A 16,716-nucleotide genomic window follows, 5' to 3' on the forward strand; every position below is an offset into this window, starting at 1 on the left:
GCTGAACCGAGCACGCATCAGATACCGCGGCGCTTCCACGACTCCCACCACAACCACTCCCGCCCGCGCTCGGCCACGGCCGACCACACCAGGGGCTGGAGATACGGCATGGCCTTCGGCCCGACGCGTCTGCGCAGCCGCAGCGCGCGGTACTCGGACAGCGCCGCGTATCCGGGCAGGCACTCCTCGGCGAACGCCACGCATTCCTCGACCGGTACGACGCCGGTACGCCCTCGGTCGTAGGCCCGGTAGGCCCGGCGCAGGGCGTAGCGGGCGAGCCGGGTGTGGACCTGGTCGGCCAGGAGGTCGGCGTGGGGCAGCCGGTCGGCGCACTTGGCGAGCACCGAGTCGAAGGCCACCAGGCGCTGGCGCAGGTCGTCGAGCTGGCCGCCGAAGTCGACGGTGGACATGTTCTTGCCGTGGACGCGGTAGAAGGCCTGGTCGGCGCCGCGTATGTAGCCGACGTCGGCGTGGGCGGCGAGCCGCATCCACATCTCGATGTCGCCGGCGTGGGGCAGGGTGAGGTCGTATCCGCCGACCTTCCGCTGGAGGCCGGTGCGGACGACGACCTCCGGCGAGGTGATACAGCCGGTGCCCTCGCTGAAGCGGCGCTCCAGCCACCACTGCCCGGGGTAGACGACCGAACCGGTGCTCCTGGTACGGGCCTTGGGCAGCGGGCCGCCGTGCTGGAAGCGCAGGGGGCGACCGTACGCGAACCCCGCCTCCGGGTGGGCGTCCAGGAGTGCGGCCGCGCGGACCAGGGCGCCCGGGACCAGGCGGTCGTCGGCGGAGAGAAGGGCCACGTAGTCGCCGTCGGCCCATTCCAGGAGGCCTTCGTTGTACGTGGCGATGTGGCCCTTGTTGGTCTCGTGGACGTGGACCTCGATGCGTGAGTCGGAGGCGGCCAGCTTCTGAGCGACCTGTGCCGAGTCGTCGGGCGAGGCGTCGTCGATGATGAGGACCCGGACGTCAACGCCGTCCTGCTCGTCCAGCACGCTGCTCACGCAGTCGGCGAGGAAATGGCCGTACTTGTAGCAGGGGATCACAACACTGACGGTGCTCATCGGTGGGAAAGCCAATCCCCGTCGGTGGTCCGCGCCGGGCTGGGCGCGGACCACCGACGGTGTGTGGGGACGGGTCAGTTCTTGTTCTTCTTCTTGAAGTCGGTCTTGCTGGTCAGGGTCCAGCTGCGGGACTTCACCGTGTCGTGGTGCTTGTCCTTGGCCGTGACCGTGATCTTGAACCGGATGCCGTCCGGCAGCGGTGCGGACAGGTGGACGGCCGCCTTGTGGGTCGCCCGGTTGTAGGAGGTGACGGCCGTGACGTGGAGCTTCCTGGCGGCGGCCGCGTCGCGGCCCGACAGGATGGTCACGGACCCCGACACCGACGTCACGGCGGACTTGGCCGGCACGGCCAGGACGAGGGCGCTCGCCGCGTCGGCGGTGTGCGCCACCGAGGACGCGGTCACCTCCGAGGCGGTGGCCGTCGCCAGGGACGCGCTCGGGTTGTCGGCGGTGAAGACGGGGCCGACCCAGTAGTTCGCGGATCCGTAGGAACCGTTGGGGAAGGCCGAGGCGCTGCCGTACTTGTAGAGCCCGTTGTGGTGGGTGGTCGTGTCGGCTGTGGCCGTCAGGGGATAGGACTTGTGGGCCCCCGCGAAGTAGCCGCCGTCCACCGCGTAGTTGCCGTTCGGCGCGTGGTAGGAGACGACGTACGCGGTGTCGGCGGTGATCGCCACAGGGGTGGTGAAGGTCAGTGTCTGCCAGCCGGCGGCCGTCTCGTTGGTGAAGGTGCCGCTGGCGAGCAGCGTGCCGTCGTCGGTCCACAGGCTGCCGGTGTGGGTGCCCGTGTTGCCGGTGCCCTTGTAGAAGGTGACACCGGTGACCCAGCCGGCCGCCGAGGACGTGAACCGGGTACCCAGCTCCAGGGAGTTGGGGTCGTCGGTCATGTGCGTGGTGGCCGGCACGGCGGAGGAACTCCACAGCGTGCAGGGGCAGGTGACCGCCGGCGGCGTGGAACTGGTGGTGAACGACCAGGTCACCGGGTTCGCCATGGCGTTGCCCCACACGTCGGAGGTCTGGACGGAAGCGGTGTATTCCCTGTTCAGCTCCAGCTCTGTCGACGGAGTGAACGTCGCCTTGTTCGAGGCGGGGAAGGTGACGGCCCCCGGCACGGTGTTGCCGTCCGGGTCCTTCACCTTGAACGTCACGCTGTCGGTGTCGAGGGCCGAGCTGAAGGTGGTCGACACCGGTGCCGTGATCGACGTGCCGGTCGCACCGGACGTCGGGGACGTCGAGGAGACGGTGGGCGGGGTCGTGCTGGCCGTCGAGGTGTCCAGCACCACGTCGACCCAGTAGTTGCTGCCGGAGGACTGCGAGGACGGGAAGGTGCTTGTCGTGCTGTAGCGGTAGACGCCGTTGCCGCCGTCGGTGCCGGATTTCAGGGCCGTGAGCGGGGCCATGCCGGAGGCGCTGTCGGCGAAGTGGCCGCTGTCGTAGGAGTATCCGCCGTTGGGGGCGAAGTACGAGGCGACATAGGTGGTGTTGGCTTTGACGCTCACGGGGGTGGCGAAGTTCAGCTGTTGCCAGCCGGAGGCCGTCTCGTTGGTGAAGGTGCCGGTGGCCAGGCGGGTGCCGGAGGCGCTCCACAGGCTGCCGGTGTGGGTTCCGGTGTTGGCGGGTGACTTGTAGAAGCGGACGCCGGTGATCGAACCGGCCACCGTGGTACGGATCTTGACGCCGAGCTCCAGCGGACCGGCGTCGCCCGCGTTGAGGGTGCCGGGCACGGCGGTGGCGGGCCAGACGGTACAGGGACAGGCCTGAGGGCCGACGGTGATCGGGACGGTGGAGACGGCGCCGATGTTGACGCTGTCGTCCACCGCGCGGACCTTGATGGACGCCGAGCCCAGGGTCGTCGGAGTCCAGCTGTAGCTCCAGGACGCCAGGCCGGTGGCGGCGTTCCAGGTCGCTCCGCCGTCTGTGGACACCTCCACGCGGGCCACCACGCCCCCGCCGGAGTCGGTGGCGGTGCCCTTGATGGTGACCGGCTTCAGCGCCGGGGCGGTGATCCCGGAGGCCGGGCTCGTCACGGTGACGGCCGGGCCGGTGGTGTCGGTGGAGGCGGTGGCGGCGACGAGGTTGCTCTGCAGGGACTTCGGCTGCGCCCCCATGTCGGCCAGGATGTTCACCGTCGCCTGCTGCATCCGGGCGTCCTCGGTGACCACCGTGTCATCGGAGTTGTAGGTGGGCACGTTGACCAGGCCCCACGACCACTGCACGGTCCCGGTCCCGAACACCAGGGCCCCGGAGTCCTGGTCGCGGAACTCGACGAGATTGTGCGTCGCCGTGCCGTTGCCGTACAGGTTGCCCCAGTCCAGACGGTACGTGCCGTCGGTGAGCTCCACCGTCGTGGACGACACGTCGATCTGCCCGCTGGGTCTGGTGCTGTTTTCGAGGTCGCTGTCCCACTCGTAACCGAGCGTGCCGGCCGGGAAGGTCGCGGTCTGGCCGGCGGTGAGGCCCGCGATGGAGGTGTTGCGCCAGATCCGGTTCTTGCCGTACGAGCCGGGGACGGTGATCGCGTCGTTGCGGTAGCCGTTCGCCTGGAACATGGAGCCGGTGAGGATGTTCGGCGGCTGGTAGGTCTGGCCGTAGTCGGTACTGGCCGGATCCATCCAGGTGCCGGTCCAGACGCCGCTGGGGTCGGCGATGCCGTTGTTGAACGCCATCTTGGTCATCTTGTAGCAGGCCAGGGTGCGGTCGGCCGTGTTCGTGCCGTCGATGCTGGGGGCCAGCCGCGTCTTCCAGAAGACCTCGTTGCCGCTGAAGAAGCCCTGCCGCACGCCGGCCTTCCGCGCCGCAAGGACGTTGGAGTACTGGCTCTGCGTCCAGTACTCGTCATGGCCGGACGACATGTATATCTTGTGCTTCTTCAGCAGGGTCGCGCCGTTTGCCGACGACACGTCCACGCCGGACAGATAGCTGACGTCGTAGCCGTTGCGCTCCAGCCAGGCCAGCATCATGAACTCGGAGCCGTAGATGCCGTTGTCGCCGCCGATGTCCAGCGGCCGGTTGTAGCTGACCTCGTAGGCACGGCCGTCGGGCGCGGGCCCGGTGCCGCCGTACATGTCCTGGCCGCCGTAGTCGTTGTACGCCTGCCAGGTCTGGTCGCTGGTCTGTACGACGACGTCGGAGGTGCTGGAGTCCTTGCGGACGACGAACGGGTACGGCATCAGGCCGTCGCCGTCGGTCTGCGTGAGGTTCGCGATGTACAGCCCGGACACGGCGTCGCTGGGCACGGTCCAGGTCGCGGTCACCGGCCAGTTGCCGCAGTCGACCAGGCCGGTGCTGCTCTTGGTGGCGCAACTGGCGGGCTTGGTGCTGTAGTTGGCCGGGTAGGTCACGGCTGCCTGGGCCGAGGTCGACATCAGGCGCGCGCCGTCGCCGCCGTACCAGCCCAGGCGATAGATCTGGACGTTGTACGGAGTCTTCGACTGGATCTTGAACTGAACGGTGTCACCGGCCTGGACGCTCTCCTTGGTGGAGAAACCCTGGATTTCCCCGTAGGCGTTGGGGGAGAACCAGTCGGTCTTCGGGCTGCCCGGCTTGGAGTTCTCGCAGACGATGGGGTTCGAGCCCGTTCCGCACGGATCGGCCACCGCCTGGGCGGGCGAGGCCTGGGGGAGTACCGCCCAGACCAATGCTGCTACGACGGCGAGGCGCCCGCCCCGGATCCGTCTGGTCCATCTGTTCATGTGTACCTCTCAGCCTTGGAGCGCTTCGGCGAGCGCGTCCACGACCCGCTGTTGCTGGTCGGAGGTGATCTGCGGGTAGAGGGGAAGCGACAGGATCCGGTCCGCCGCCTTCTCCGCGTTCGGGAAGTCGCCCCGGGCGTGTCCGAGATGGCGGTACGCCGGCGTGAGGTGGACCGGGGCGGGATAGTGCACCCCGGCGCCGATGCCCTCCTCGTTGAGCTTGCCCACGATGTCGTCGCGGTCCGTCCCGGCGACCTGGACGACGTACAGGTGCCATACGTGGACGTTGCCGGCCGCCGTCGTCGGGAGTAAGACCCGCCCGTCGGCCGCCAGTTCGGCGAGCAGCGCGTCGTAGCGGGCCGCCGCCGCACGCCGGGCCGCGTTGCCGTCCGCCAGCCGGGCCAGCTTCGCCCGCAGGACGACGGCCTGGAGCCCGTCCAGACGGCTGTTGAACCCGGGCACGTCGTGGCGGTACTTGGCGACGCCGCCGTGGTTCGCGATCGCGCGCACCAGGCCGGCCAGCTCCTCGTCGTCGGTCAGCACCGCGCCCGCGTCGCCGTACGCGCCCAGGTTCTTCCCCGGGTAGAAGCTGGTGGCCGCGATCTGGCCACTGCCAGGCGAGCGGCCGTCGCGGGTCGCGCCCTGGCACTGCGCGGCGTCCTCGACGACTCGTACGCGGTCGGGAAGCCGGCCGGCCAGCTCCGTCACCTCGGCCAACTGCCCGTACAGGTGTACGGGAACCACCGCGCGGGTGTCCGGGCCGACCGCGTCCAGGGCGGCCTGGGGGTCGAGCAGGTAGCCGTCGGGCAGGCAGTCCGCCAGGACCGGGCGGGCGCCGGTTCTCGCGACCGCCCCGGCGGTGGCGATGAAGGTGTTCGCGGGTACGACGACCTCGTCGCCGGCCCCGACTCCGCTCGCGCGCAGGGCGAGTTCGAGGGCGTCGGTGCCGTTGGCCACACCCACGCAGTGCGCGACGTCGCCGAAGTCCGCGTACTCGCGCTCGAACGCCCGCACCTCGTCGCCGCCGATGAACGCGGTGTCGGCGAGCACCCGCTCGAATCCGGACCGTACGTCGTCGGCGACCTCGGCGTGGGCCGCCTTCAGGTCCACCAGCGGAATCTGGTTCATGCGACTGGTCCCCCCAGTTGTTTTGTCATCAGTTCGTCGAGCGCGGGCGCTGCCGCCGCACGCAGCCGGCGGGCGGGGCTCCCCGCCCAGACCTCGCCCGGCGGCACATCGCCGAGCACGGTGCTCCCCATCCCGATCTGCGACCAGGCGCCGACCGCCGTGCCCTCCCTGACCAGGGCCCCGGAGCCCACATAGGCACCCCGCTCCAGCCGTACGCCTCCGCCCAGGCGGACACCGGAGGTGATCGTGGCGAAGTCCTCGACCACGTCGTCATGGGTGAGGACGACCTGCGGCATCACCGCGACATGCGCGCCCACCCGCACGGCCGCGGTCAGGACGCAGTGCGCGAGCAGGACCGAGCCGGGGCCGACCTCGGAGGTCGCCGACACCGCCGCCGTCGGGTGGATCACGGTGGCATAGCGGTCGTCGGGCAGGCCGAGCCTGCGGACCAGACGGGCCCGGGCCGCGTAGTCCCTCGGGTTGCCCACGCAGATCACCACCCGGGCCTCGGGCAGGCCGTGGACCAGGTCGCAGCCACCGAGGACCGGCACGCCGTCCACCTCGGTGCCGTGCAGGGCTGCGTTGTCGTCGAGGTGCCCGAGCAGCTCGACGTCGCCGGAGTCCCGTACGGCCTGTGCGGTCTCCCGGGCGAAGCCGCCCGCGCCGACGATCAGCAGCGCGCTCATCTTCGGGCCTGTTCGCGCAGCGCCGCCACGACTCGGTCCTGCTGGGCCTCGGTCATCGTGTGGAACAGCGGCAGGATCAGCGAGTCGCGGCTGATCCGCTCGGTGACCGGCAGCGCTGCGCGGGGGTGGCCCGCGTAGGCGGGTTCGAGGTGCGAGGCCATGATCCCGCGCCGGGCGGAGACGCCGGCCTCGGCGAGCACGGCGAGCAGGTCGTCCCGGCCGACGGGGAAGTCCTCGTCCAACAGCACCCAGTAGGACTGGAAGTTGCTCTGCCCGTGCGCGGGGTCGCGTACGGGGATCAGGCCGGGGACGCCTCGCAGCAGCGCGTCGTAACGGGCCGCCAGCTCGCGGCGGCGGACGATCATCGCGTCGAGTTTTCCGAGCTGGACCAGGCCGATCGCGGCCTGGACGTCCGTCATCCGGTAGTTGTAGCCGACCTCGAGGTAGCTCTCCAGGACGGGCTTGCTGCTCGCATGGCGCTCGGCCGCCGAGGCGTTCATCCCGTGCTCGCGCAGCCGGCGCAGGCGCGTGGCCCACTGGGCGTCGTCGGTGGTGACCATGCCGCCCTCGCCCGTGGTGACGACCTTGCGGGGGTGGAAGGACCAGGCGGCGATCAGCGCGCCGTGCCCCACGGGCTTGCCGCCGGCACTCGAGCCGATGGCGCAGGCCGCGTCCTCGACCAGGGGAAGGTCCCAGTCGGCGCAGGCGGCGCGCAGGGTGTGCACATCGGCCGGTACGCCGCCCTGGTGGACGACGAGGACGGCCTTGGTGCGGGGGGTGCGGACCGCGTCCACGGTGGCCGGGGTCAGGTTGCCGGTGGCGGGGTCGACGTCGGCGAACACGGGCTCGGCCCCCACGTAGCGCACGGCGTTGGCGGTGGCGATGAACGACAGCGAGGGCACCACGACCTCGTCGCCGGGCCCCACCCCCAGCGCGACCAGCGACAGATGCAGGGCCGTGGTGCACGAGCTGACCGCGATGCCGTGCTCGGCGCCCACCCGCTCCGCGAAGGCCCGCTCGAAGGCGGCGACCCGGGGGCCTTGGGCGACCCACCCGGACAGCACCGCGTCGGAGGCGGCCTTGGCCTCCTCCTCGCCGAGCCAGGGGATCATCACCGGGATGCGGTCGGCGCTCACTTCGAGGCCTCCCCCGCGGCGGCGCGCTCCGCACGCCACCACTCCACCAGGTCCCGCAGCCCCGTACGCAGGTCGATGCGCGCCGAGAAGCCGAGCCGCTCGGCGGCCCGCGTGGTGTCCGCGAGCCGCCGGATCACCCCGTTCACCGCGCGGGCGGGCCCGTGCACCGGCTCCAGGTCCGACGCGCCCATCGCCTCCAGCAGGCCCTGGGCGAGCTCGCGCAGCGAAGTCTCCGTACCACTGGCGACGTTGAACACCTCGTCGGTGAGATCCGACTCGGCGGCCAGCACATTGGCCCTCGCGATGTCGCGCACGTCGACGAAGTCCATGGTCTGCGTGCCGTCGCCGAGGATCAGCGGCGGCTCGCCCGCCTCGATGCGCTCCATCCAGCGGATGAGCACCTCGGTGTAGAGCCCGTGGATGTCCATCCGGGGGCCGTACACGTTGAAGTAGCGCAACGCCACATAGTCCAGTCCGTACATGGCGTGGAAACTGCGCAGCATGCCCTCGTTGAAGGCCTTCGCCGCGCCGTAGAACGTGTCGTTGTTGTACGCGTGATGGCGCTCGGTCGTCGGAAAGGTCTCGGCCATGCCGTAGACGGACGCCGAGGACGACGCGATCACCTTGCCCACCCCGGCCTCGGCCGCAGCCTCAAGGACGTTGAAGGTGCCGTCGACCATGACCTCGTTGGCCAGCCGGGGCTCCTGCGCGCACTGGGTGATGCGGATGGCGGCGAGGTGGAACACCAGGTCGGCGCCCTCGGTGACCTTCCGTACGGTGGCGGCGTCCCGGATGTCGCCCTCGACGACCTCCACGACGCCGCTGGGCAGGGCCTGCGCGAGGTTGGCCATCCGCCCGCGCACGAAGTTGTCCAGCACCACGATCTCGCGGGCGCCGCCCTCGGCCAGCAGGTCGACAAGGTTGGAGCCGATGGTGCCCGCTCCTCCGGTGACCAGGATCTTCTTGCCTCGTACGCTGCTCAACTGCACTTCCCTCTCCGTGAGATAAGACCGTCAACGGCCGGCACGCAGGCCGACGACCGCGCCCCGGAATTCCAGACTCCGGGACGCCGCCTCAAGAATGTCCAGCACCCGCAGGCCCGCCCGGCCGTCGGTCAGCGGCGCCCGGCGTTCCCTGATCGCGTCGGCGAACTCGTCGACCATGCTGCGCAGCGCTTCCTTCTCGCCGATGGCGGGCGCGACCATGTCTCCTGAGCGGTACGAGATGAGCATGTCCCGGCGCTCGTCCGCGCCGATCTCCTGCGGCGCGGCCAGGTCCACCCCCCGGTCGAAGATCGCCACGCGCTGGGCGGGGTTGAGGTCGTCCCAGATCAGGGTGCGTTTGGCGCCGCCCACCATGGTGGTCCGTACCTTGGTCGGCGACAGCCAGTTGACGTGCACGTGGGCAATGGCCCCCGTATTGAGCTGGAGCGTCAGATAGGCCACGCAGGCCTGTCCCGCGCCGATCGGGTCGGCCCCGTGGGCGGCGACGGCGACCGGCTCGACGTTCTCGGGGAGGATGAAGTCCAGGATCGACAGATCGTGCGGGGCCAGGTCCCACAGGACGTCGATGTCCTTCTGGACGAGCCCGAGGTTGATCCGGACCGAGTCGACGAAGTGGATCTCGCCGAGTTCGCCGGAGCGGACCAGCTCCCGGATGCGGCCCGCGGCCGGCGTGTAGCAGTAGGTGTGATCGCACATCAGGGTGAGCCCGCGCTCGTCCGCCTCGGTCACCAGGCGCATCCCGTCGGCGTACGTCGCCGCGAGCGGTTTCTCCACCAGGACGTGCTTGCCGGCGCGCAGGGCGGCCAGGGCGATGTCGAGGTGGGTGCCGGCGGGCGTGGCCACGGCGACGGCGGCAACGGCCGGATCGGCGAGGACGGCCGCGTAGTCCGAGGTGGCCTGGACCGTCGAGTAGTCGCCGAGCACCCGCTGGGCCCGGTCCACGTCGAGGTCGCACAGCCAGCGCAGCCGGAACTGCTCGCTGGCCTGGAAGTTGCGTACGAGGTTGGGGCCCCAGTAGCCGGCCCCGACGACCGCGACCCCCAACGGCTCCCTGCTCTGCGTCACTGTGTTCGTCTCCCGTTGGTCCATCAGTAGGCCCCCGTTCCGCGCACCACCGCGGACCCGGTGCGCGCCAGGATCGACAGGTCGAGGCCCATCGACCAGTTGTCCACGTATCCGAGATCGAGCCGGACCGCCTCGTCCCAGGGCAGGTCGGAGCGGCCGCTCACCTGCCACAGCCCGGTGAGGCCGGGCTTCACGAGCAACCGGCGCTTGACCTCCGGCGTGTACGCCTCCACCTCCTCGGGCAGCGACGGGCGGGGGCCGACGAGCGACATGTGGCCCCTGACCACGTTGAGCAGCTGCGGCAGTTCGTCCAGTGAGGTGCGGCGCAGCACCGAGCCGACCCGGGTGATCCGCGGGTCCTCCTTCACCTTGAACAGCAGGCCGTCGCTGTTCTGGTTGAGATGCGCCAGTTCCGCCCGCAGAGCCTCCGAGTCCTGCCGCATCGTGCGGAACTTCAGCATGGTGAAGTGGTCGCCGTACCGGCCCACCCGCTGTTGCCTGAACAGCGTCGGCCCGGAGCTGTCCAGCCGGACGATCAGGGCGATCAGCAGCATGGGCAGCGCGAGAACCACCAGGAGCGCCGCCGCGAGGGACCGGTCCAGCAGTTCCTTGGGCAACCGGGAGATCCGGGAGAGGTTCGGTGCCTGTACCCGCACCAGCGGCACCCCGTTGGTGGGCCGTACCACCAGCCGGGAGGCGGACATGTCGGCCAGCACGGGGGCCAGCAGGAAGTCGACGCCCTGCACGGCCGCTGTCCAGGACATCCGGCGCAGGACGGAGGCGTCGAACTCGGGCGCCGGCAGCGCCACCACGGTGCTGATGCCCATGGCCCGGACGACGTCGTTCATGTCGCCGACACCGCCGAGGACGGGAAGCCCCAACTTGCGGATCTCCGTTGCGTTTTCCCGATCGCTCAGGCACACTCCGGCGACCTGTAGTTCCTGTACGCCGCCGCGCCGCAGCACGGCGACCAGCTCCACGACGCCCCGTGACGGCCCGACCAGGAGCGTCGCGCTCCGGTCCCGGCCCCGTGCCCATCGTCTGTGCAGGCCGAGGCGGAGCGCGTACCGCAGAGGCAGGGCGATCGCGACGGCCGGAGCCGCAGCCATGGTCATGTCATGAAGAAGTGCCACGTCATGCGTGAACAGCCAGTTCGCGCTCGCCGCCAGCGCCGGCAGTGCCACCGCGCCGCGGAGCACTCGGCGGTACTCCTCGGTTCCCAGACCCAGGGCGCCGCGGTCGTAGGAGCGGTGGGCGAGCATGGCCACGAGCCACGTCGGAGGCAGCACCAGGGCCACCGTCCAGCGGCCGTACGCCGCGTGGATCACGAAGGCCGCGGCAACAGCGGCGAAGCTGTCCGCGACCAGCAGGACTATCCGGTACTTCTGTGCCGAGTGTCTTCGGCGAGCTTCTGGACGTCTGTGATCAACAACCAGTTGCTCATGCGTGACCTCAATGGTCATGCCCCCCCCACCACATACGCAGTTACCCGGGCGTACGGTCGCAAGTCAGCGCCCGGGGCCAGATCGGCACCGATGTGCTCTGAGCACGGCGGTACTGGAAAAGCGAGGGAGCTGCAGCGGTTCCCCAACCGCTCTACGCACCCTGCCTGTTGGTTACTGCCTGTTTCGCATCAGTTTCACAACGCCGCCCATGACGTGCAGTCAAAGAAGGAGTTCCCCACCCAAACCGATGCGGCGGCCCTTAATCTAGACCACGGGTCGCGGCCACGGGAACAGTTGGACGAAACACACTTCGCAATACTGACACCGGCCGCATACTGCCCAGGTGACGAGCATCGTGATCCCGGCACACAATGAGGCGCGAGTCATCGGCCGGCTCCTCGATTCGCTGCTGGCCGATCCCTCCGAGGGCGAGACCGACATCGTCGTCGTATGCAACGGCTGTACGGATGACACCGCGCGGATCGCGGCCGCCCGCGGCCCGCGCGTCCGGGTGGTCGAGATCCCCACCCCCTCCAAGCACACCGCCCTGCGGACGGGCGACGAGCACGCGCGCGGCTTCCCCCGCCTCTACGTGGACGCCGACGTCGTGATCGCGGGCGCCGACGTACGGGCGCTGACCGATCCCCTGGACGACGACACCTCGGGCATCCTCGCCACCGCCCCCGAACGGCAGATTCCGCTGGCCGGCTGCGCATGGCGGGTGCGTGCCTACTACCAGGTGTGGCAGCGACTCCCCGCCGTACGCGAGGGGCTGTTCGGCCGGGGCGTCATCGCCGTCTCCAAGGCCGGGCACGCCCGGATCGCCGCACTGCCGCCGCTGATGGCGGACGACCTGGCCGCGTCCCTGGCGTTCGCCCCTGAGGAGCGGCTCGTGGTCCGCGCGGCCAGTGTCGTGGTCCACCCGCCGCGCACGTGGCCGGACTTGATCAAGCGGCGGGTCCGGGCCGCGGTGTCCACCGCCCAGGTCGAACAGCATCACAGGCCGCAAGAAGCGTCGGCGCGCACGAGCAAGGCGGATCTGAAAGCCGTACTCCGCGGGGAGCCGAAGCTGTTCACGAGTGTCATGGTCTTCGTCGCCGCGGCGCTTGTCGCCCGGCGAAGATCCAGAAAAGCCATCCGGGCACAGGACTTCGGTACCTGGCTACGGGACGAGAGCAGTCGGCGGAACTGACCGCACCGCACCGCATCTGGAGTCCTTGATCATGTATCTCACCGACCGCTCCGCGCCTTCAGGGGCGGACACCGAGCAGGGCCGAAGACGCGGCCCGGGGCCCAAGGTCGCCCCGGTCGTCCTCGTGCTGGGCACGGTCAGCCTGATCACCGACATCTCGTCGGAGATGGTCACCGCCGTCCTGCCGCTCTACCTCGTCTCCACGCTCGGTTTCACCCCGCTGCTGTTCGGCACCCTCGACGGCGTCTACAACGGCGCCGGCGCGCTGGTCCAGCTCACCGGCGGCCACCTCGCCGACCGGGTGCGCAACCACAAGCTGATGGCCGGCCTCGGCTACGGCCTGTCCGCACTGTGCAAGCCACTGCTCCTGATCGCGAGCAGCCTGGGCGCGCTCGGCACGGTCCTCGCCCTGGACCGCACCGGCAAGGGCCTGCGCACCGCCCCCCGCGACGCGATGATCTCCCTGTCCACACCGCCCGAGAACCAGGGCCGGGCCTTCGGCGTACACCGGGCGATGGACACCACCGGCGCGATGCTCGGCCCCCTGGCGGCCTTCCTCATCCTGAGCGTGGCGACCGACGGCTACGACGCCGTGTTCGGCGTCAGCGCGTGCGTCGCCGCACTCGGCGTGATCGTGCTGGTGCTGTTCGTACCGGGGAGGGAGGAGCGGGCGCGGGCGGGTGGGGAGGGTGCGCGGACGGGTGGGGGTGGTGTGCGGGCGGGTGGAGCCGGTGTGCGGGCGGGTGGAGTGGGTGCGGCGTCGGAGGGAGGGGGTGCGGCGGCGGGTGGAGCGAGTGTGTGGACGGACGGAGGTGGTGCGCGGGCGGACGGAGCGGGCGGGGCGCGGGCGGACGGAGCGGGCGGGGCGCGGGCGGACGGTGCGAGTGTGCCGACGGAAGGAGCCGGGGCGCGGGCGGGCGGTGTGGGTGTGCCGGCGGGTGGAGCCGGTGCGGCGACGGACAGGGCGGGTGCGCGGGCGGGCGGTGCGGGTGCGGCGCTGGACGGAGGGGGTGTGCCGGCGGGTGGAGCTGGTGCGGCGACGGACAGGGCGGGTGTGCGGGCGGGCGGAGGGGGTGTGCCGGCGGGTGGAGCTGGTGCGGCGACGGACAGGGCGGGTGCGCGGGCGGACAGGGCGGGTGCGGCGCTGGACGGTGTGGGTGTGCCGGCGGGCGGTGCAGGTGCGGCGCCGGGCGCAGCAAGTGTGGCCGACGGCAAGCGGCCCGTCCGTGTGCGCGAAGCGCTGGCGTTGCTGCGGCTGCCGCGGCTGCGGGCGCTCGCCGGCTGTGCCGCGCTGCTCGGGCTGACCACCGTCAGCGACGCCTTCGTCTACCTGCTCCTGCAACGGCGCGCGGGCATCGGCGAGCAGTGGTTCACGCTGCTGCCGCTGGGCACCGCCGTCGTCTTCCTGCTGCTGGCCGTGCCCGTCGGCGCGCTGGCCGACCGGATCGGGCGGCGCACCGTGTTCCTCACCGGGCACATGGGCCTGCTCACCGCCTACGCCCTCCTGCTGTGGGCCCCGGCCACACCGGCCCTCCCCTTTCTCGTACTCGCCCTGCACGGCACGTTCTACGCGGCCACCGACGGCGTACTTCCGGCCACCCTCGCCGACATCGTGCCCGAGCAGTTGCGCGCCAGCGGCCTCGCCATCGTCGGCACCTGCCAGGCGCTGGCCCGGTTCTGCTGCTCACTGGCCTTCGGCGCCGCCTGGACGGTGTGGGGAGACGGCCCGGCGCTGGCCGGCGCGGCGATCGGCCTGCTGTGCTGCGCGGCCGTCGCGGGCAAGCTGCTGCGGCCGGCCGCGAGGACCCGATGACCACCACAGCCTCAAGGATCCAGATGACACCGCTCCGCCGCCGCCTGCTCATACTCGTCACGGCGGTTCTCCTCCTCGCGGGCCTGGGAACCGGCGTGGTCCTGCGCGCCGCCGACCGCGCGAATCAGGCGAACCAGCCGCAGCCGGGCGGCCCCGCTGTCAGCGCGGGCAAGTTGACGCTCGAGCAGAAAGACCGCCTGACCTTCCTCAACGCGGCGGCCGGCCCGCACCGCAGGGCGGTCGCCTCGGTTCCGTCCACCGACCCCGGGGGCGGGCGAATCGCCGCAAGCCTGAAGTGCGCGCGCTTCTACGCGGCGGCCGGCACGGGCATCTGCCTCCAGTCCGTCCCCGGCGTCCTCAAGCAGAGCAACCGTGCCCTGCTCCTGGACGCCAACCTCCGCACGCTGCGCACCTTCCCGCTCGCGGGCAACCCCAGCCGGGCCCGGGTCTCGCCCAGCGGCCGCTTCGTCGCCTGGACCGTCTTCGTCTCCGGCGAGTCCTACTCGTCCGCCTTCTTCTCCACCCGGACCTCGGTCCTGGACACCCGCACCATGCGGCTGACTCCCAGCCTGGAGGCGTTCTCCGTCGTCCTGGACGGCAAGCGCTACCGCGCGGCGGACATCAACTTCTGGGGCGTCACCTTCGCCTCCGACGACGACACTTTCTACGCCACCCTCAACACCGCCAACCGGACCTACCTGGTCCGGGGTTCCCTCTCCCGGCGTACGGTCACCACCCTGATCGAGAACGTGGAGTGCCCCTCGCTCTCGCCCGACGGGACGCGTGTCGTCTTCAAGAAGCGGGTCCCGTCGGGGGTTTCCCTCTGGCGCGAGTACGTCCTCGACCTGGGCACCCTGCGCGAGACGCCGCTCGCCGAACGGCACAGCGTCGACGACCAGGCCGTCTGGCTCGACAACGACACCGTCGCCTATGCGCTCCCCGCCGAGGGCAAGGTCGGCAGCAGCGACCTGTGGAGCGTCCCCGCGGACGGCACGGGAACCCCCCGCCGGCTGATCGCGGGCGCTTCTTCCCCGGCGCCGCAGTAGACCCGGGAACCGGATTCCCGGCGTCTCAGAGTGCGGCGCAGGTGTCGCCGATCGCCTTGTCCAGAATCGTCAAGCCGAGCGACAGCTCGTCCTCGGTGGCGGTCAGCGGCGGTGCCATCCGCAGGACTCCGCCCATGCCGGGGAGCTGGACGATGTTCAGGTGCAGGCCGAGTTCGAGGCTGCGCTGCGTGACCCGCGCGCCCAGCTCGTTCGAGCTCCGCTTCGTCTCCCGGTCGACGACGAGTTCGAGCCCGGCCAGCAGGCCCCGGCCGCGGATGTCGCCGACGACCTCGTGGCGCGTGGCGATGTCCGCCAGGCCGTCGCGGAGGAACGCGCCGAGCGATCGCGCGCGCTCGTCGAGCCTGTCGTCGATCAGGACGTCGAGGACGGTGTTGCCGACCGCGGCCACCAACGGGTCGGCGACGTGCGTGGTGAAGAACAGGAACCCGCGCTCGTGCGCCTCCTGCTCGATCTCGGCGCTGGTGACCACGGCCGCGAGGGGCAGCCCGGCACCGAGCGTCTTGGACAGGGTGAGGATGTCGGGGACGATGCCGTCGCGCTCGAACGCGTACCAGGTCCCGGTGCGGCAGAGGCCGGTCTGGGCCTCGTCGAGGATCAACAGCATGCCGCGTTCCCGGCATTTCGCTTGCAGGGCCGCGAAATACCCGGGCGGCGGTTCGATGATGCCGCCTGAGCTGAGAATCGGTTCGACGAGGCACGCGGCCAGGCTGCCGGTCGACTGAGCGTCGATCAGGTCGAAGGCGAAGTCCAGTTGGCGCTGCCAGTCCAGCGAGCCGTCGGCCGTGGTGAAGTCGGGCCGGTACGCGTTCGGTACGGGGATGGCGAAGTTGCCGGGCGCGGCCGGGCCGTAGCCCTTGCGCCCCGCGCTGTAGGTGGCGGACGCGGCGGCCTGCGTCATGCCGTGCCAGGACCGCGCGAACGAGACGATCTCGTGCCTGCCGGTGACGAGCTTGGCCATCCGGATGGCGGCTTCGTTCGACTCGGCGCCGGTCGTCAGCAGCAGCACCTTCTGAAGCGGCGCGGGCAAGGTGCCGGCCAGCCGCCGGGCCAGATCGACCACCGGGCGGCTGAGCATGCCGCTGAAGAGATGGTCGAGGGCGGCGACCTGCCGCTGGACGGTCGCGACGATCTCCGGGTGCGAATGGCCGAGGATCGCGCGCATCTGACCGGAAGTGAAGTCGAGGATCTTCCGGCCGTCCGCGGTGAACAGGAAACTCCCGGCGGCGCGGTCGATGATCTCGCGGGTGAACTCGCCGCCGTAGCGCACGAGATGCCTCTCGGCATCGGCCCAGAAGGTTTCGGTGGACGGCGGGGAGATGGTCGAAGCAGCCATGACGTCGACGGTAGGTCGCGCCCGAGCGACACGTCCATCTCCCCTCGCGGCCGGGCTGCCGATCGCTCCGTCACCCGTGCGAGCTACACGCAGG

At 70.8% G+C, this 16,716-nt stretch carries 12 protein-coding genes; 3 read left to right on the forward strand and 9 right to left on the reverse strand.

Annotated features, from left to right (window positions below; genetic code table 11):
- Nucleotides 1–17: 17 nt before the first annotated feature.
- From AB0I77_RS21165 to AB0I77_RS21200, 8 genes are all read right to left on the reverse strand, one after another.
- Nucleotides 18–1,064 (reverse strand): glycosyltransferase, encoded by a 1,047-nt coding sequence (locus tag AB0I77_RS21165; protein ID WP_363284169.1) that lies wholly within the window; start codon nt 1,062–1,064, stop codon nt 18–20.
- Nucleotides 1,065–1,138: 74 nt separating this feature from the next.
- A complete protein-coding gene (locus AB0I77_RS21170; protein ID WP_363284170.1) occupies nt 1,139–4,753 on the reverse strand; it encodes a DUF4082 domain-containing protein in 3,615 nt (1,204 codons plus the stop codon).
- 9 nt (nt 4,754–4,762) lie between these two features.
- Nucleotides 4,763–5,881, reverse strand: coding sequence for a DegT/DnrJ/EryC1/StrS family aminotransferase (locus tag AB0I77_RS21175; RefSeq protein ID WP_363284171.1), 1,119 nt, complete (start codon nt 5,879–5,881; stop codon nt 4,763–4,765).
- The gene (locus AB0I77_RS21180; RefSeq protein WP_363284172.1) at nt 5,878–6,567 is read right to left on the reverse strand and encodes an acetyltransferase; all 690 of its coding nucleotides are present in this window, start codon (nt 6,565–6,567) and stop codon (nt 5,878–5,880) included. The genes AB0I77_RS21175 and AB0I77_RS21180 overlap by 4 nt, the downstream gene beginning before the upstream one ends.
- On the reverse strand, nt 6,564–7,703 hold the full coding sequence (locus AB0I77_RS21185; RefSeq protein ID WP_363284173.1) for a DegT/DnrJ/EryC1/StrS family aminotransferase: 1,140 nt from the start codon (nt 7,701–7,703) through the stop codon (nt 6,564–6,566). Before AB0I77_RS21185 ends, AB0I77_RS21180 begins: the two co-directional genes overlap by 4 nt.
- A complete protein-coding gene (locus tag AB0I77_RS21190; RefSeq protein ID WP_363284174.1) occupies nt 7,700–8,692 on the reverse strand; it encodes an NAD-dependent epimerase/dehydratase family protein in 993 nt (330 codons plus the stop codon). The genes AB0I77_RS21185 and AB0I77_RS21190 overlap by 4 nt, the downstream gene beginning before the upstream one ends.
- A 24-nt stretch (nt 8,693–8,716) precedes the next feature.
- Nucleotides 8,717–9,772 (reverse strand): Gfo/Idh/MocA family oxidoreductase, encoded by a 1,056-nt coding sequence (locus AB0I77_RS21195; protein ID WP_363284175.1) that lies wholly within the window; start codon nt 9,770–9,772, stop codon nt 8,717–8,719.
- A gap of 23 nt (nt 9,773–9,795) precedes the next feature.
- Nucleotides 9,796–11,235: a sugar transferase gene (locus AB0I77_RS21200; protein ID WP_363284176.1), complete on the reverse strand. Its 1,440-nt coding sequence runs from the start codon at nt 11,233–11,235 to the stop codon at nt 9,796–9,798.
- A gap of 325 nt (nt 11,236–11,560) precedes the next feature.
- On the opposite strand from AB0I77_RS21200, the gene AB0I77_RS21205 reads away from it, so the two are divergent.
- The 3 genes from AB0I77_RS21205 to AB0I77_RS21215 are packed head-to-tail and all read left to right on the forward strand — an operon-like array spanning nt 11,561 to nt 15,268.
- Nucleotides 11,561–12,409 carry a glycosyltransferase family A protein gene (locus AB0I77_RS21205; protein ID WP_363284177.1) on the forward strand — a complete coding sequence of 283 codons (849 nt, stop codon included), beginning with the start codon at nt 11,561–11,563 and terminating at the stop codon, nt 12,407–12,409.
- Nucleotides 12,410–12,440: 31 nt separating this feature from the next.
- Nucleotides 12,441–14,222 carry an MFS transporter gene (locus AB0I77_RS21210; protein ID WP_363284178.1) on the forward strand — a complete coding sequence of 594 codons (1,782 nt, stop codon included), beginning with the start codon at nt 12,441–12,443 and terminating at the stop codon, nt 14,220–14,222.
- A gap of 23 nt (nt 14,223–14,245) precedes the next feature.
- The gene (locus AB0I77_RS21215) at nt 14,246–15,268 is read left to right on the forward strand and encodes a TolB-like translocation protein (protein WP_363284179.1); all 1,023 of its coding nucleotides are present in this window, start codon (nt 14,246–14,248) and stop codon (nt 15,266–15,268) included.
- A gap of 25 nt (nt 15,269–15,293) precedes the next feature.
- Here AB0I77_RS21215 and AB0I77_RS21220 read toward each other — a convergent pair whose 3' ends face one another.
- On the reverse strand, nt 15,294–16,622 hold the full coding sequence (locus tag AB0I77_RS21220; RefSeq protein ID WP_363284180.1) for an aspartate aminotransferase family protein: 1,329 nt from the start codon (nt 16,620–16,622) through the stop codon (nt 15,294–15,296).
- Nucleotides 16,623–16,716: the final 94 nt, after the last annotated feature.

It is taken from the genome of Streptomyces sp. NPDC050619, assembly GCF_040654815.1.
Taxonomy (GTDB): Bacteria; Actinomycetota; Actinomycetes; order Streptomycetales; family Streptomycetaceae; genus Streptomyces.

What these genes read in the sequence shown, in the direction of transcription:
- AB0I77_RS21175 (WP_363284171.1), bottom strand. Translation starts at nt 5,881, where the DNA reads ATGAACCAGATTCCGCTGGTGGACCTGAAGGCGGCCCACGCCGAGGTC.
- AB0I77_RS21180 (WP_363284172.1), bottom strand. Translation starts at nt 6,567, where the DNA reads ATGAGCGCGCTGCTGATCGTCGGCGCGGGCGGCTTCGCCCGGGAGACC.
- AB0I77_RS21200 (WP_363284176.1), bottom strand. Translation starts at nt 11,235, where the DNA reads ATGACCATTGAGGTCACGCATGAGCAACTGGTTGTTGATCACAGACGT.
- AB0I77_RS21215 (WP_363284179.1), top strand. Translation starts at nt 14,246, where the DNA reads ATGACACCGCTCCGCCGCCGCCTGCTCATACTCGTCACGGCGGTTCTC.
- AB0I77_RS21165 (WP_363284169.1), bottom strand. Translation starts at nt 1,064, where the DNA reads ATGAGCACCGTCAGTGTTGTGATCCCCTGCTACAAGTACGGCCATTTC.
- AB0I77_RS21170 (WP_363284170.1), bottom strand. Translation starts at nt 4,753, where the DNA reads ATGAACAGATGGACCAGACGGATCCGGGGCGGGCGCCTCGCCGTCGTA.
- AB0I77_RS21210 (WP_363284178.1), top strand. Translation starts at nt 12,441, where the DNA reads ATGTATCTCACCGACCGCTCCGCGCCTTCAGGGGCGGACACCGAGCAG.
- AB0I77_RS21220 (WP_363284180.1), bottom strand. Translation starts at nt 16,622, where the DNA reads ATGGCTGCTTCGACCATCTCCCCGCCGTCCACCGAAACCTTCTGGGCC.